The 16076-nt window shown below is 32.1% G+C and carries 14 protein-coding genes; 6 read left to right on the top strand and 8 right to left on the bottom strand.

Features of this window, described 5'->3' with window-relative positions; all coding sequences use genetic code 11:
* Positions 1-54: 54 nt before the first annotated feature.
* A complete protein-coding gene (locus B0A66_RS17325; protein ID WP_089051120.1) occupies positions 55-849 on the bottom strand; it encodes a hypothetical protein in 795 nt (264 codons plus the stop codon).
* A 258-nt stretch (positions 850-1107) separates the two neighbouring features.
* Here B0A66_RS17325 and B0A66_RS17320 point away from each other — a divergent pair, with 258 nt between their 5' ends.
* From B0A66_RS17320 to B0A66_RS17305, 4 genes are read left to right on the top strand one after another with little or no spacing between them, the layout of a single operon-like run.
* Positions 1108-1662, top strand: a complete 555-nt coding sequence (locus tag B0A66_RS17320) for an RNA polymerase sigma factor (RefSeq protein ID WP_089051119.1) — start codon at positions 1108-1110, stop codon at positions 1660-1662.
* Positions 1663-1718: 56 nt separating this feature from the next.
* A complete protein-coding gene (locus B0A66_RS17315; protein WP_089051118.1) occupies positions 1719-2261 on the top strand; it encodes an anti-sigma factor in 543 nt (180 codons plus the stop codon).
* On the top strand, positions 2245-3315 hold the full coding sequence (locus tag B0A66_RS17310) for a DUF4097 family beta strand repeat-containing protein (protein ID WP_089051117.1): 1071 nt from the start codon (positions 2245-2247) through the stop codon (positions 3313-3315). Before B0A66_RS17315 ends, B0A66_RS17310 begins: the two co-directional genes overlap by 17 nt.
* 13 nt (positions 3316-3328) lie before the next feature.
* Positions 3329-4051 carry a head GIN domain-containing protein gene (locus tag B0A66_RS17305; protein WP_089051116.1) on the top strand — a complete coding sequence of 241 codons (723 nt, stop codon included), beginning with the start codon at positions 3329-3331 and terminating at the stop codon, positions 4049-4051.
* A gap of 98 nt (positions 4052-4149) precedes the next feature.
* Here the strand turns inward: B0A66_RS17305 and B0A66_RS17300 are convergent, their stop codons facing one another.
* From B0A66_RS17300 to B0A66_RS17275, 6 genes are all read right to left on the bottom strand, one after another.
* Positions 4150-5475 (bottom strand): MFS transporter, encoded by a 1326-nt coding sequence (locus B0A66_RS17300; RefSeq protein WP_089051115.1) that lies wholly within the window; start codon positions 5473-5475, stop codon positions 4150-4152.
* Positions 5476-5655: 180 nt separating this feature from the next.
* The gene (locus B0A66_RS17295; RefSeq protein WP_089051114.1) at positions 5656-6468 is read right to left on the bottom strand and encodes a M48 family metallopeptidase; all 813 of its coding nucleotides are present in this window, start codon (positions 6466-6468) and stop codon (positions 5656-5658) included.
* A gap of 86 nt (positions 6469-6554) precedes the next feature.
* Complete coding sequence (locus B0A66_RS17290; RefSeq protein WP_089051113.1) at positions 6555-8957, bottom strand: glycoside hydrolase family 31 protein; 2403 nt, start codon at positions 8955-8957, stop codon at positions 6555-6557.
* Positions 8958-9151: 194 nt separating this feature from the next.
* Entirely contained in the window at positions 9152-11056 is a 1905-nt protein-coding gene (glgB, locus tag B0A66_RS17285) for a 1,4-alpha-glucan branching protein GlgB (protein ID WP_089051112.1), read from the bottom strand.
* 27 nt (positions 11057-11083) lie between these two features.
* On the bottom strand, positions 11084-12364 hold the full coding sequence (locus B0A66_RS17280; RefSeq protein ID WP_089051111.1) for a glucose-1-phosphate adenylyltransferase: 1281 nt from the start codon (positions 12362-12364) through the stop codon (positions 11084-11086).
* On the bottom strand, positions 12354-13781 hold the full coding sequence (locus B0A66_RS17275; protein ID WP_089051110.1) for a glycogen synthase: 1428 nt from the start codon (positions 13779-13781) through the stop codon (positions 12354-12356). Before B0A66_RS17275 ends, B0A66_RS17280 begins: the two co-directional genes overlap by 11 nt.
* A 142-nt stretch (positions 13782-13923) precedes the next feature.
* Between B0A66_RS17275 and B0A66_RS17270 the strand changes: the two genes are divergently transcribed.
* Positions 13924-14790, top strand: a complete 867-nt coding sequence (locus tag B0A66_RS17270) for an alpha/beta fold hydrolase (protein ID WP_089051109.1) — start codon at positions 13924-13926, stop codon at positions 14788-14790.
* A gap of 46 nt (positions 14791-14836) precedes the next feature.
* Positions 14837-15481: an endonuclease III domain-containing protein gene (locus tag B0A66_RS17265; RefSeq protein ID WP_089051108.1), complete on the top strand. Its 645-nt coding sequence runs from the start codon at positions 14837-14839 to the stop codon at positions 15479-15481.
* A gap of 89 nt (positions 15482-15570) precedes the next feature.
* Here B0A66_RS17265 and B0A66_RS17260 read toward each other — a convergent pair whose 3' ends face one another.
* Positions 15571-15915, bottom strand: a complete 345-nt coding sequence (locus B0A66_RS17260; protein ID WP_244283526.1) for a nuclear transport factor 2 family protein — start codon at positions 15913-15915, stop codon at positions 15571-15573.
* Positions 15916-16076 lie beyond the last annotated feature (161 nt).

The raw sequence follows: 16076 nt of genomic DNA, 5'->3' as shown, positions 1-16076 counted from the left end.
AACTTTTGGGTGCAGTCTAAAATCTCGGGCTTTAAAATTTGCATTTACAATGTTTTATTTAATAAGATTGTATGAAACTAGTTCACTGCCATAATCTTCACTTATCATTTTGATAATTCCGATATTTTTAGCAATCAAATATTCTGTATCAACAGTAGTATCTTCTCCATCAATAGTAGTTTTCTGAGACAATTTAAATCTAACTACATCTTTATATTCTACATTATTAACAGTAATAGTTGCTAATTTTTCTAAAATTGTTCCCGTATATTTAAAATTCAATATTATACCTGTAAAAGTAGTCCCTTCATAAGTATAGGTTGTTGTCTGAACAAAACTTCCTGTCCATGTTTGACCTACTTCTAAATAATCTTTAAATAAAATAAGCTCATAACCTGTTGTTTTACCTTTATATGCATCAAAATCAAATATAAGATCTTCAAGTTTAAAGTAATAATCTCCTTTTACTTTTTTAACCCAAACTTTAGCTACTGCACCTGTAATTTGATCTGTTTCGCCTAAAAAATTCTCAAATCTGTAGTAAGTATCTTCATTTACTTTTTGCGAATCGATAATTTTTATTGCTGTTTCCTTTCCATCTTGTTTCATTACCCACTGATTACCTACTGCCATTGGCCAATAATCATCTGCCGGAACTGGAGTTACAACAGGATCTGGCGTTACAACAGGGTCTGGTGTTACAACTGGATCAGGCGTAGTTCCTGGTTTTGTTCCCGGATCTACTACTACTGGTTTTTCTTCTTCAACTGCTGACTCACTTGAACAAGAAACAAATAAAGAAGCAGACATAAATAATGCTACTAAAGCAATACTTTTTAGTTTTTTCATGGTATTAATTTGTTTTAGTTGCCGCAAAAATAATAAAAAATTTTATATATTTTTTAACAAACTTATTCCTAAAACTTTATTTTTATCAAACTATTAATTTACAATCAATTACATTGCTTTTTAGTAAAAATAAATAGAATTAATTATAGAAAATAGAAGTATAAACTTTTGTAATTAAATATAATTTTCAAAAAAAATAAACAAAACTGTAACAAACTGAAAAAAGTAAAGTCCTTATAAAAAACTAGCAACCAATATTTGAATACAACTAACCAAAATATCGAAGATTTAATCGCGCTTTGTAAAAACAATAATCAAAAAGCACAATTCGAAGTTTACAACAGATACTCCAAAGCCATGTACAATGTGGCCTACAGAATCGTAAAAGACGAACATTTTGCACAAGACGTCATGCAGGAAGGTTTTTTGAAAGCTTTTACAAAAATTAACGACTACAAGCAGGAAGTTGCTTTTGGAGCGTGGTTAAAAAAGATCATTATTAATTATAGTATTGATTTTTACAGAAAGAATAATGCTTTTCAGGTCGAAGACCTTAGCAAGACGCTTTATAAAATAGAAGAAAATGACAGTTTCTTTTCTGAGAACATAGATCTTAATTCTCTGAAAGTCAAACAAGTTTTGGATACTATTTTAGGATTAAAGGATAATTACCGAATGGTTTTGACACTATTTTTTATAGAAGGTTACGATCAGGAAGAAATTTGCGAAATACTGAATATTAGTTATGCTAATTGCAGAACAACGTTGAGCAGAGCTAAAGAAAGTTTACGTAAAAAATTAGAAGAATTATAAAATCGCCTAATATATAAACCGGTTATAAAGCGATTAATACAATAAAAATGAGTGTTATGAAAAAGGAAAATGAAGACTTAGACCAATTATTTAAAAAATTCGAGAATCAATGGGATGTTCAGGAATTAAATACTGATCATCAGGTTGATTTCTTAAATAAACTGAATACAAAACAACCTAAAAAGAAAAATTACACCGCTTGGGCAATTGCAGCTTCTATTGTGGTCTTGTTAGGAGCATCAATACTTTTTAACAATTACCAAAATGAGAAACCGAAAGAATTTCAGTTTGCTTCGAACGAAACAAAACGAACAGACTCTATTTTTACTATTCTGATTGATAACGAGCTAGTAAAATTAAAAGAAAAAACATCTCCTGAAAATGAGCAAATCATAAACGATGCCCTGAAACAAATGAAAGTTTTTGATGCTGATTATGAAAAAATCATCAAAGAACTTCAGAAAAACGGAGAGAACAAACAAATTATTTATGCCATGATTAGCAATCTTCAGACCCGTATTTCATTTTTACAAACGGTTTTGAAACGAATTGAAGAAAGCGAAAATTTAAAAAACACTACACATGAAAAAACTATCTAACATACTACTTATATTCATCTTACTTCCGTTTTTAGGATTTGCTAATAATGGTGACGATACTTTTATTTCTAAACAAAAAAACATTAAAAAAACATATCTCGTAAACTCAAATGCAGGAATCGATATTACCAATAAGTACGGTAACATATCTGTAATGACTTGGAATGAAGACAAAATTGATCTGGATATTACGATAAAAGTAACCGGAGGAAATGAAGAGTGGGTCAACGAAAAGCTAAATAGTATTGATGTTGGAATCACAGCATTAAAATCTATGGTTACTGCTATAACAGCTATTGGAAGTTCTTCTTTTTTAAGTAAAGGAAGCAGCAACAGCTTTGAGATCAATTATGTGATTAAAATTCCTAAGAACGGAACAGTTAAACTAGATAACAAGTACGGAAATATTACAACGACAACTTTAGAATCTGCAACAGATATAAGTTGTAAATATGGAAAAGTGTCTATTGGTAAGCTGAATAGCCTAAACAATAAACTTCTAATTGAATATTGTCAAAATTCAAGTATTGATTATATAAAAGGTGGAACATTACAGGCTCGTTATTCGTCCTTAAAAATCACTGATTCAGGTAATATCAACCTAGATACCAATTACACTGATTTAGTGATTCTGGATGGCGAAAACATCAAATACGATTGCAATTACGGAAACTTTAAATTTCAAAAAATAAAATCATTCACAGGATCAGGAAACTACCTTACGATTTCGATTGCTGAGATTTCAAATACCATAAATTTAAATACCAATTACAGTAAAATAAACATTGGTGCGATAGCAGAAAAAGCTAAAGATGTAAGCATAAATTCCGGCTATTCTGATGTTTCACTGGGTTATAATGTAAATTACGCTTTTGACTTTGACATCAACACCAAATTTGGCAACATCAAAAGTGATAATTCATTAGATGTATCGGTTAGTGAAAGCAAAAAAACTTCTAAAAAAATAAGCGGTTTCAATAAGAAAAAAGGACAAAATAAAGTAATTGTAAACTCCAATTTTGGTAATGTAACACTAATAAAAACTAATAACTAAAAAAAAATCAACCATGAAAAAACTATTATTCATTTGCGTTTTATTCTTAGCTGGCTTTACGGCTAATGCGCAATCGGCTTCTAAATTAGAAGGAAACGGCAAAATTGTTTCTCAAACCAGAAACACATCGGATTACGATGCTATAAAAATTTCAGGATCTTTTGATGTTGATCTCGTAGCAGGGAAAGAAGGTAAAATCGCTTTAAAAGGAGAAGAGAATTTATTAGCATCCGTAAAAGTGGAAGTTGAAGGCAATACTTTGAAAATATATATGCAGAAAAACACTAGTATCCGAACAAGTAATGGCCAAAAAATTGAAGTGACAATTCCAATTGAAAAAATAACTGACTTGAATTTATCGGGATCTGGAAATATTCGCTCTAAAGATGCAATCAAAAACGAATCGTTCTCTGCAAAATTATCAGGTTCCGGAAATTTCAATTTAAACTTAGATACCAACTCGTTTCAACTAAATGTAAGTGGTTCAGGGAATGCCAATGTAAAAGGAAAAGCTGATAATTTCAACTCAAAACTTTCCGGATCTGGAGATATTGATGCTGTTAATCTTAACGCTAAGAAAGTTGAAGCAACTGTTTCCGGATCAGGCAACAGCCGCGTTACTTCTACTGAAAGTATAACAGCAAGAGTTTCGGGTTCCGGTAAAATTAAATATGCCGGCAATCCTGAAAAACGTGATGTAAAGGTTTCCGGATCAGGAAATATTTCAAAAGCGTAATATTTATAAAAATACAATCATCAATCAACTTTTCATTATTTCAACGCTTAGTTAAAACAAATGAGAAAAATTTTCATCAAAACTTTGAAGGTGTTTTATTAATTTAAAACACCTTTTTTTGGCACTCTTCTTAACAGCAGAACTCCAATACCGAAAAATAATGCTAGTATAAGAATGGCATATCTTGGACTTCCGGTAATTTGATCTATAATACCATAAATACACATTCCGATTACGATTCCAATTTTTTCAGCAACATCATAAAAGCTAAAGAATGAAGCTGTATCTTCTGTTTCAGGTAATAATTTAGAGTAGGTTGAACGAGACAAAGCCTGAATTCCTCCCATAACAAATCCGATTAAAGTTGCCATTATGTAAAAATGAATAGGCAGCCATATAAAGAAAGCTGCGATACAAAGTAATACCCAAATAGAATTAATAACAATTAATACCGGAATATTTCCGTATTTAGCAGATGCTCTCGAAGTTACAACTGCTCCAATTATTGCAACTAATTGTATCAATAAAATACAAATTATCAAACCTATTGTGCTTTCACTTTTAGAAGACCACTGAATTTCCTGTGCTCCAAAATAAGTTGCTACAATCATAACCGTTTGTACAGCCATACTGTAAACGAAGAAACTTCCTAAATATCGCTTTAGAGAAATATTTCCCTCTAATAATTTCCATACTTTTTTTAGTTCGGTAAATCCATTGAAAATAACATCTTTTGATATTTTTTCATTTTTAATTTTATTCCCTTTTGGTAAATAAAAATAAGTGTACTGACTAAATAAAATCCACCAGATTCCCACCATTAAAAAAGAATATCGCATCGCTTTCATTGCTGCTTCGCCTTCTGTACCTGTAATACCAAAAACTGCAGGCTTCATAATCATACCTAAATTAATGACCATTAAAACGACACTTCCTACATATCCTAAAGAATAGCCTTTGGCACTTAATTTATCCTGTTGTTCCGGAAATGCAATATCCGGTAAGTATGAATTATAGAAAACTAAACTTCCCCAGAAACCAATCAACCCCAAAAAGTAGAAAAGTAGTCCCGGATATATGTTTTCCAGATCAAACCAATATAAACCCATGCACGATAAAGCGCCCATGTAGCAAAAGAATTTCATAAATGACTTCTTGTTTCCTACGTAATCGGCAATACCTGATAATAAAGGGGATATAAAAGCTACAACCAAGAATGCTGCAGCTGTAATAAAACTAATAAGTGCTGAATTTTTCAGGTTCATTCCAAAAACATCGATATAATGATCTCTGTCTGAAAATAACGCCTCGTAAAAGATTGGAAAAACAGCCGAAGAAATAACCAATGGGTAAACTGAGTTAGCCCAGTCATAAAAAGCCCATGCATTCAATAATTTTTTACTCCCTTTAGGTAAATCTGCCATAATTATGATTTTGGTTGCTAAATTATTTCTTTTTTTCGATAAATGTATGCGATATGATAAAATACTACATTAACAAATCATTACTCAATAGTAAACCATTGTAATACTGATAAATAAGCACAAAAAAAAGCTATTTCAATTCGAAATAGCTTTATATAAATTTACCAGAAGTTTCTAATCTTATTTACTGATTCCAACTTTAGCAGCAGTTGCTCTTGCTTCTGGAATTAATGCTCTGATGTTTGCAATACGTGTCGCATCAGAAGGGTGTGTACTCATAAATTCAGGTGTTCCGCTTCCTCCTGACTTAGCTGACATTCTGCTCCAAAAAGCAATAGCATCGTCCGGATTATATCCTGCAATAGTCATCAATGTAAGTCCAATTTTATCTGCTTCAGTTTCATTACTTCTGCTAAATGGAAGCATCACTCCTACTTCAGAACCTAAACCGTAAGCTTGTGCAAATATTTGTCTCGTTGTTTCTGTTTTAGAACTTGTCGCAGCATCTAAAGCTACACTTCCGATTTGCTGTAATTGAGCTGCACTCATTCTTTGTGCTCCGTGATTGGCAAGAGCATGCGAAACTTCATGTCCCATAACCGTTGCTAGTCCGGCTTCATCTTGTGTTACAGGTAAAATTCCTGAATACACCACAATTTTTCCACCTGGCATACACCATGCATTCACTTCTTTATTTTCAACTAGTTTATATTCCCAACGATAATCTTGTAAATATTGAGATTGTCCTAAATACGTTAAATATTTTTCTGCAGCTGCTTTTATTCTTACTCCAACTGATTCTACTCTTTTAGCATCTGCTGTTCCTGTTATAACTTTATTTTCTGCTATAAAGGCATTGTACTGCTGAAAAGAGGAGGGAAATAATTCGCTATTAGAAACAAAGTTCAAATTTTTCTTTCCTGTAACAGGATTTGTTGCGCAGGCATTTATTAAAAATGCGACCAAGAATGCTAAGAAAAAGTATTTTTTCATTGTGATTTAAATTTTAAAATATGGAGTAAAAATACAATTTATTTAACATTATTTTTTACACAATTTAACTCAAACCTATCATAATTTTAGTTCTCCCCTGCAAGATGAAGTTCATTAAACTCTTTATCAACAATTAAGAAATTATTCTCATCTAAACTCACTTTATCAAAAGCAACAAATTCATTATCGATTTCGATTGTAGCTACTTTAAAAGGCAATCCAATTAAGTTGATTTTATATTTTTTGTATGGCGTATCAAACTTTCCTTGTTTATGAAGCTGTACAATAAGCTCATTTTCTTTTCCAATTAATTTAAAAGACAAAAAGCTGTAGCGCCCTTTTTTATAATCATAACCATCCTGAGCATCTTCATAAACAAAAGATTCTTCTTTACCATTTTTATAATATAAATCAAGTGTTAGTTCATCAAATTCTAATTCACCGACATATTGCTGAACAGGATATTTTGGAATGATAGCACCCGCTTTAACAAAAAGCGGTATTTCATCAAACTTGGTATCAATCCAGATTTCTTTTCCACCGGTATTAAACTGATTTGTCCAGTAGTTATACCACTCTCCTCTTGGAATATACATACGTCTGCCTAAAGAATTAGGTTCAAGTATTGGACAAACTAATATTTGGTTTCCAAAGATGAATTCATCATTACGATAATGTGTTTGTGTATCGTCCTGATCATAATATACCAAAGGTTTCAGCATTGGAATTCCTTCTTCGATATATTGCCAAAACATAGTATACAAATAAGGTAAGAGCTGATAACGTAAGCTTACGAATTTGCGGGTAATATTAATGACTTCTTCGTCAAAAGCCCAAGGTTCCTGATTGCCATGATCTCCTGATGAGTGTGTTCTGCAAAAGGGATGAAAAACACCCAATTGAATCCAGCGTGCGTACAATTCACCCGTTGGCTGTTCAGCAAAACCACCTATATCTGAACCTGTAAAACCCATTCCCGAAATAGACAATCTTTGTGCCTGAATATTGGCAATCCATAAATGCTCCCAAGTAGCTACATTATCACCTGTCCATGACGATGTATAACGCTGTGCACCTGCATAAGCGGATCTTGTAATAACAAAAGGACGCTTAGGATAGGTAAAGCGTTTTACACCATGATAGGTTGCTCTCGCCATTTGTGTACCATAAATGTTATGTGCTTTTCTGTGACTGCAAGGATTTCCATCATAGATATGACGAACGTCCATAGGAAACGTTTTATTAGGTACTTCCATAACAGCGGGTTCATTCATATCGTTCCACACCCCTTTTACACCGATATCTGAAATTAATTCTTTAAATAAACCTGCCCACCATTCTCTTACTGCAGGATTTGTATAATCCGGAAAATTACATTCTCCAGGCCAAACCTTTCCTTTCATGTAAGGACCATCAGCTCTTTTACAGAAAAAATCCTTTTCTAATCCTTCCTGATAAACCCAATAATCTTTGTCTATTTTAATTCCCGGATCAATAATTACAACTGTTTTAAAACCATCTTCGGCTAATTCGGCTACCATTCTTTTAGGATCGGGAAAATAATTCTGATTCCAGGTAAAACATCTAAAACCATCCATATAATCAATATCCAGATAAATAGCATCACACGGAATCTTAAGTTCTCTGAATTTGGATGTGATTTCTTTTACTTTATTTTCAGGATAATAACTCCATTTACATTGATGGTATCCTAAAACCCAAAGTGGCGGCAATTCCGGTTTACCGGTTAAATCAGTATAAGTCGTAACTACGTCCTGCATTTGCGGACCATAAATGAAATAGTAATTCATTTCACCACCTTCTGCCCAAAAACTGGTTACGTTTCTTCTTTCCTGACAAAAATCGAAAAAGGTTCTAAAGGTATTGTCAAAGAAAATTCCGTATGATTGTTTATTATGTAAACCAATATAAAAAGGAACTACTTTATATAAAGGTTCCTGATCTTTTTGATAAGCATATTGATCTGTTGCAAAATTTTCTAATCTTTTGCCTTTTAAATTCATCTGTGTGGCTTTATCACCAAGACCATAAAAGCATTCTCCATCTTTGGAAGATTTACTCATTTTTACGATGTTCCCACCGTATTCGTAACTTTCTTCCCAGTGAAAACCTAATTCGTCTTCCAGAATCAATAAATCATTCAGATCATAAATGGATAAACGAACGTCTGCTTTCTGAATTTTACATTTTACTTTACTGGTTGTAATTAAAAAGAAAGTATCTTCTTCAGTAAGTTCTAAAAAATTATAGCCATGTAATTGTGTTTTATCAATGGCATACGAGAAATCATTACTAAAATAACCTTTGGTAGTAAAACGAAATCGGATCAGACTGTCTCTTAGAACTGTGACTTTTAGAATTATTTTATTGTCTGTATTAAAGAAGATCGAGTCACCTTCATGTTCAAACGAAACAATTTTTGATGGATATAAATCGCCTTTGTATTCTAATGCTGTATTTGTAATCATATTGCCGATGAATTAATTATACTAAATATATCACTCTTCCAAACATACAAAAAAACAACGTAAAGCCCTCTGAATATGAGGATTATTAACGAAAACGTTATTTTTGCAGAACTACTAATTTCAATATTGAAAAATTCATTAATCCTGAATTATAAAGTTTAATATTGCTAAAACTGTATTATTAAAAAATCCATTTATTTAAAAGAATATACGGTAACGCTCAAAGGAGGAAGAATTAATTCAACAGAAAAATCTCTGCCATCATAAGGAATACTTTCTATTTGCAGATCGTTATTATTTCCTACACTGCTTCCACCATATTTTGCAGCGTCAGTATTAAAAATTTCGACTATTTTTCCACTTTTAAAAATTCCGATTCTATAATTATATCTAATAACGGGAGTAAAATTGCAAACCACAATTAGGTTTTCTTCCGGATTATTTCCTTTCCTTATATAGGAAACAACCGCATTTTGATGATCTGAATAATTAATCCATTCAAAACCTTCTGCTATAAATTGTTTTTCATATAAAGCCGGATTATTTTTATACAAATGATTTAAATCGGTTATTACATTTTTTATTCCAATATGATAATCAAACTGTAATAAATGCCAGTCTAAACTTTTTTCAAAATTCCACTCGTCATTTTGTCCAAATTCCGATCCCATAAATAATAATTTTGTTCCGGGATGCGTAAACATATAACCGTATAACAAACGTAGATTCGCAAACTTCTGCCATTCATCACCTGGCATTTTACTTGCAATAGACTTTTTACCATAAACTACTTCATCATGCGAAAAAGGTAGCATGAAATTTTCGGTAAAAGCATACGTCATAGAAAAAGTCAAATCATTTTGATGGTATTTTCGATACACCGTTTCTTTCTGGAAATATTGCAAAGTATCGTGCATCCAGCCCATCATCCACTTCATTCCGAATCCTAAACCACCTGTAAACGTAGGTCTGGAAACCATTGGAAACGATGTACTCTCTTCAGCAATAGTTTGAACTCCATCAAAATTAGCGTAAACTACTTCATTAAATTCTTTAAGAAAACTTATCGTGTCTAAGTTTTCTCTTCCGCCAAAAATATTAGGCTCCCATTCTCCTTCGTTTCTGGAATAATCGAGGTACAACATAGAAGCTACTGCATCTACACGCAAACCATCTATATGATAATTTTGAAGCCAAAAAACCGCATTACTTATTAGAAAAGCGCGAACTTCATTTCGTCCGTAATTAAAAACCAAACTTTTCCAATCCGGATGATATCCTTTTCTTCGATCAGGATGTTCATAGAGATGTGATCCATCGAAATAACCTAATCCGTGACTATCATCAGGAAAATGTGATGGTACCCAATCTAAAATTACGCCAATACCAGCCTGATGCAATTTATCTACTAAAACCATAAAATCCTGTGGTTTTCCAAATCGGGAAGTTGGAGCAAAATAGCCAACTAATTGATATCCCCATGAAGGATCATACGGATATTCCATTACAGGCATGAACTCAACGTGAGTAAAACCCGTTTCTTTTACATAATTGACCAAATCGTCTGCAAGCTCTAAATAAGTCAAAAATCGATTGTGTTCTCCCCTTTTCCAGGAACCTAAATGAACTTCGTAAACCGAAAAAGGCTTATCTAATGCATTTGTCTCCTTTCGGGAATGCATCCAGTTTTCGTCTTTCCAGCTGTAATCTAAATCCCAAACAACAGACGCTGTATGAGGTGGTTTTTCACAGTACAAAGAAAAGGGATCTGCTTTTTCTGTTATTACGCCATCAATAGAAGACTGAATTTTATATTTGTACAATGTGCCTTTTTCAATTTCGGGAATAAAACCTTCCCAAATACCGGAAGAATCCCAACGTACTTGTAGCAAATGTTCGTTTTGTACCCAATAATTAAAATCACCTATTACAGAAACGGATTGCGCTGTTGGCGCCCAAACTGCAAAGTAAACACCTTTAACGCCATTGACTTCCAGTAAATGTGCTCCAAGTTTTTCATACAATTTAAAGTGTTTACCTGCTTTGAATAAATCAATATCAAAATCAGTAAATAAAGAATGCGTTATGACTTTATTCATATTTGGTTTTTATGGCAACAATTAATCTTATTCAATTCTAAAATTATCAGACAAAACAGCTCTTTTTTTAATTACAATAATTCCGTCTTTAATGCTGTACAGTTCATTAGAGAAATTTTCTAAATGCTTGCCTCCGCTGATGTGAACATTATTTCCAATACGAACATTTTTATCGATTAATGCATTACTTATGAAACAGTTTTCTCCAATTCCAACATGTATTTTATTAATCGTACTTTCATGATTCAGTTCATCAATATCCTGATAAAAATCGTTCCCCATGACATAGCAGTTTTCAATAACGGTTCCATCACCAATTCTGGATCGGATACCAATAACGGAATTTTTTATTTCTTTAGCATTAATAATACAACCTTCTGAAATTAGGGATTGATTTATAATAGAATTTCTAAATTTTGATGGTGGCAATAATCGTGGTCTTGTAAATATCTTATTTTCATTATCAAACAGATTAAATTCTGGAATATCGGCAGTTAAACCAATATTTGCTTCAAAAAAAGATTCAATATTTCCAATGTCTGTCCAATAGCCTTCATATTGATAACTTAGAATTTTATGTTTTCCAACTGCTTGTGGAATAATCTCCTTTCCAAAATCTTTTGTTTCAGGATCTTCCATTAAATTTTCCAGCAATTGTCTGTTAAAAATATAAATTCCCATTGATGCAAGGTATTTTTTTCCCTTTGCATGCATTTCTTCACTCACTTCAGATTCCCATTGTGGTAAAAGCGAAGCATCTGGTTTTTCTATAAAGGCTTCAATAAAACTTTCATTGTTTGTTTTCAGAATACCAAATTCAGGAGCATCCTTAGCATTTACAGGTAAAGTAGCAATAGAAATAGCCGCATCTGCATTGATATGAGCTTCTAGCATCTCATTGAAATCCATTTGATACAATTGATCACCTGATAAAATTAGAGCGTATTCAAAATCGTGTTTCAAAAAATGTGACATACATTGTCGAACAGCATCAGCAGTTCCCTGAAACCAGGTTGCGTTACCCGGAGTTTGCTCAGCTGCCAAAATATCAACAAAGGATTGACTTAAAATGCTAAAATTGAAGGTGTTTTTAATGTGCGTATTTAAAGAAGCTGAATTAAACTGCGTCAACACAAATATTTTAAAAATATCCGAATTAATACAATTTGAAATTGGAATATCTACCAAACGGTACTTTCCCCCAATCGGAACTGCAGGTTTTGATCTAGATTCTGTTAACGGATAAAGCCGCGATCCTTGTCCACCGCCTAAAATAATAGCAATTACATTCTTTTTACTAAATTTCATTTTTCTTAATAATTAGGTTATATAGCTCAATGTATTCTTGACAAACTCTTTCCCAGGAATGATCCGTTTCCATTCCTGATTTTCTAATCTTAGTAAAATTCTCTTTATCCTCATATAATTGTAACGCGCGGTTGATGGAATAACAAATATCATCTACAGAAGCCTGATCGTGGCAAATTCCATTTCCATCATCTCCAAAATCTATAACGGTATCCCGTAAACCACCAGTACGACTAACAATTGGAATTGTACCGTAACGCAATGCATACATCTGATTTAAGCCGCATGGCTCTACTCGTGAAGGCATTAAAATAAAATCGGAACCTGCATAAATTAAATGCGCTAATTCTTCATTGTACCCTATAAAAACATTATAATTTCCTTTAAATTCATTTTTTAATTGTAATAACTGCTCTTCTATCTCTGCATTTCCTGATCCTAGAATAAGAATATTCAAATTCTCAAAATTGTCAGCTAAAGCTAAAGCCGAAGCTTGTGGCAGTAAATCACCTCCCTTTTCTTCGAACAATCTGCCAATAAAACTAAATAGCGGTTTACTTGAATCGAGATTAAATTGTTGACAAAGCTTTTCTTTATTAATTTCTTTGCCTTTTGAAATAGAATCTATCGAATAATTCTCGACAACCATTTTATCCTGAGCAGGATTCCAGACTTCAAAGTCAATTCCGTTTAATATTCCTTTAGATTTACTTCGCACTGAATTAAATAGCGGTTCTAATCCATTTGCTGAGAAATTAATTTCGTTTAAATAACTTGGCGAAACTGTAGTTACTGCATGTGCGCATTTTATTCCAACAGCTAATGAATTCAAAGAATTATTCCATTCTAAAAATCCAACATGCATCAAATCAAATTCTGGTAAATAATGCAGTTTATCAAAACCAAACCAGCCTTGATACAAGCCATTGTGTATCGTAAGTACGGTCTTTATACTTCTTAAGCTTTCGTACTTATAGGCATATTTTATTAAAAAAGGAATAAGCCCTGTATGATGATCATGACAATTAATAATATCGGGAACAGTATTTCTTGTTGAAATCCAATCTAGAGTTGCGATCTGAAAAGATATAAAACGTTCAATGTCATCTTCATATCCGTAAACATTTGGCCGATCAAATAATTCGTTGATTTCGATAAGATATAATTCATATCCTAAATCATCAGTAGTTTTTTTTAAAACACTAAATGGAAAATTAAAATTTCCTAAGCTGACATTTCCTGTATGTACACTTTCAAATTTATTTTCATTTTTAAATTTTGTATCGTAACACGGTACAACAACCTGAACTTGGTGTCCTGCTTTTTTTTGATATTTTGGTAAGGCTCCAACTACGTCAGCTAATCCCCCAACTTTAGCCATTGGATAGCTTTCAGCGCTGATATGAAATATTTCCATTCTAAAATTTTAAAGAAAGTATATTTAGTTTATTAGTAAATGTTATTTTCTTTAAAACAGTTACTTAATGTATTACTTTTATTGTTTTTTAAATTTAGGAAAAAAACAAGCATAGTTTAGATTACACTACAAAAATAACGATATGACAAAAAAGACAAAAAATCCTACACAATCGATAAAAATTCCCTATCTAATTATACTATCCTGTAAAATTTGTGCCTTATTTTCAAAGAAATTGGTTACGAAATTTGCAGCAAAGCTTTTCGAAACACCAATAAAACATAAGATTCCGAAAAGAGAATTGGAAATGGATCTTAAGAGTAATCAAAAATCTTTGTTTGTTCCATCCATTGAAAAAACTGTAATTACATACGAATATGGTCAATCAGCCAAAAAAGCATTGTTAGTTCACGGTTGGTCCGGACGAGGAACACAACTTTTTAAAATAGCAGATGAATTAGTGAAAAAAGGATACTTGATCGTTAGTTTTGATGCTCCTGCACATGGAAAATCAAATGGTTCAACAGCTACAATGGCTGATTTTATTGCTGCAATTTTAGAAATAGAAAAGCAATATGGTCCATTTGAAATTATTATTGGGCATTCATTAGGTGGAATGTCTGTTTTAAACGCTCTTAAAATGGGATTTAAAGCAAATAAAGCTGTTGTTATTGGTAGCGGAGATATTGTACAAGACATTGTAGACGAATTTATTGCAAAATTAGAATTGAAACCGGAAATAAGTCTACGTTTGCGAAACCATTTCGAAAATAAATACAATTTAGTAATGGCTGATTATTCAGCATATAAGGCAGCTAAAACAATTGATATACCAGTTTTGGTTATTCATGATCAAGATGATCCTGAAGTTTCAGTTAAAGCCGGAATTCACATTCATGAAAATCTATCAAACGGAACTTTATTTTTAACAGAAGGGCTTGGACACCGAAAAATATTAGGCGCTCAAAATGTTATAAAGAAAACAATGGAATTTATCGGAGCTTCTTAAGCTTTAATATTAAACTGAGACAAAATCAATTTACAATAAACATAAAATGGATTTATTTGGCGAATCAGAAAATTGGGAGAAGAAACTAGAACCAATCCTGAGCAAATACAAAGACAGGAAACATCCTTTAGAATATCAAAATACATATCAATTAATGGTAATGGTTATATTATCAGCTCAGGATTCTGATGCTAATATTAATAACATTGCTCCTTTGTTATTCGCCAAATTTCCAACTCTAAGCAGTTTAGTTGACACAGATATTGAAACTTTTACATCTTATGTAAGCAAAGTTCGAAATTATCAAACAAAAGCGCAGTGGATAATTGATATTGCAAAACTATTAAAAGAGGATAAAGAAATTCCAACGACTTTGCAAGGATTAACAGCATTGAAAGGTATTGGAAGAAAATCTGCCAATGTTATTCTAAGAGAAACCAATAAACCTTCTGAAGGTATTATTGCTGATCTTCATGTTATAAGAGTTGCTCCCAGAATCGGAATAATAAAAGAAAATAAGGACGGGAATAAAATTGAGAAAGATCTAATGCAGATATTACCTCAAAACATCTGGTCTGAAATTGGTATGGCGATTTCATTTCTCGGTAGAGAAACCTGCAGACCAAAACCTAAGTGTGAAGAATGCCTATTAAATGATATTTGCAATTACTATCTCACTGAAGTGATTTAAAAATTACTTTCTTCTGGTATCAATTAAATAAATGATTTTCCAAAAGTCATTTTGCTTAAATAAAACAAACATATTTACACCTGTATGATTTAATTTATCATTGAGATAAAATTCGGAGCCCAGACATGAGCCATAGAGCCATCAATTTGAATGGTATAATTTAAAATTTTCTCTTTAAATTTTGTTTCTATTGGAATTGTAGCTATGGAAAGCAAAAACTCTTTTAAATTTTCATCAGACAATTTATTTCCTTTACTCTTGCTTTCACTTATTGATTGGAGTATAATTTTATCTGAACAAAGTTTTCTAATTTCACTCGTATCCTTTTGATGGAATGCATTGAAAAATGTCTCTATAGAATTTCGAACTTCTTTTTGTTGTGCATTTACAAGCCAAGAGAAAAATAAAAATATAATCAGCGTCATCTTTTTCATAATTACTTAATTTAGTCTTTAAAATTAAGCAAAATATTTAATCTGAAATCTATGTAAGTAGCTTATTAAAGTAGTACCAATCTTTGTCGAGTTTCTAGCGAGGACTTCTCATTCTCCGAAGTGATAAAAATGAGAATAAGAAAATCCCCCACAATTATCCA

It is taken from the genome of Flavobacterium hercynium (genome assembly GCF_002217285.1).
Classification (GTDB): Bacteria; Bacteroidota; Bacteroidia; order Flavobacteriales; family Flavobacteriaceae; genus Flavobacterium; species Flavobacterium hercynium.
The sequence above is the reverse complement of the archived record's forward strand: the minus strand, read 5'-3'. Positions and strand labels throughout refer to the sequence as shown.

Excerpts from the sequence above, each read along its gene's own strand:
- B0A66_RS17325 (WP_089051120.1), bottom strand. The coding sequence starts at position 849 with ATGAAAAAACTAAAAAGTATTGCTTTAGTAGCATTATTTATGTCTGCT.
- B0A66_RS17315 (WP_089051118.1), top strand. The coding sequence starts at position 1,719 with ATGAAAAAGGAAAATGAAGACTTAGACCAATTATTTAAAAAATTCGAG.
- B0A66_RS17310 (WP_089051117.1), top strand. The coding sequence starts at position 2,245 with ATGAAAAAACTATCTAACATACTACTTATATTCATCTTACTTCCGTTT.
- B0A66_RS17305 (WP_089051116.1), top strand. The coding sequence starts at position 3,329 with ATGAAAAAACTATTATTCATTTGCGTTTTATTCTTAGCTGGCTTTACG.
- B0A66_RS17300 (WP_089051115.1), bottom strand. The coding sequence starts at position 5,475 with ATGGCAGATTTACCTAAAGGGAGTAAAAAATTATTGAATGCATGGGCT.
- B0A66_RS17295 (WP_089051114.1), bottom strand. The coding sequence starts at position 6,468 with ATGAAAAAATACTTTTTCTTAGCATTCTTGGTCGCATTTTTAATAAAT.
- B0A66_RS17290 (WP_089051113.1), bottom strand. The coding sequence starts at position 8,957 with ATGATTACAAATACAGCATTAGAATACAAAGGCGATTTATATCCATCA.
- glgB (WP_089051112.1), bottom strand. The coding sequence starts at position 11,056 with ATGAATAAAGTCATAACGCATTCTTTATTTACTGATTTTGATATTGAT.
- B0A66_RS17280 (WP_089051111.1), bottom strand. The coding sequence starts at position 12,364 with ATGAAATTTAGTAAAAAGAATGTAATTGCTATTATTTTAGGCGGTGGA.
- B0A66_RS17275 (WP_089051110.1), bottom strand. The coding sequence starts at position 13,781 with ATGGAAATATTTCATATCAGCGCTGAAAGCTATCCAATGGCTAAAGTT.
- B0A66_RS17270 (WP_089051109.1), top strand. The coding sequence starts at position 13,924 with ATGACAAAAAAGACAAAAAATCCTACACAATCGATAAAAATTCCCTAT.
- B0A66_RS17265 (WP_089051108.1), top strand. The coding sequence starts at position 14,837 with ATGGATTTATTTGGCGAATCAGAAAATTGGGAGAAGAAACTAGAACCA.
- B0A66_RS17260 (WP_244283526.1), bottom strand. The coding sequence starts at position 15,915 with ATGAAAAAGATGACGCTGATTATATTTTTATTTTTCTCTTGGCTTGTA.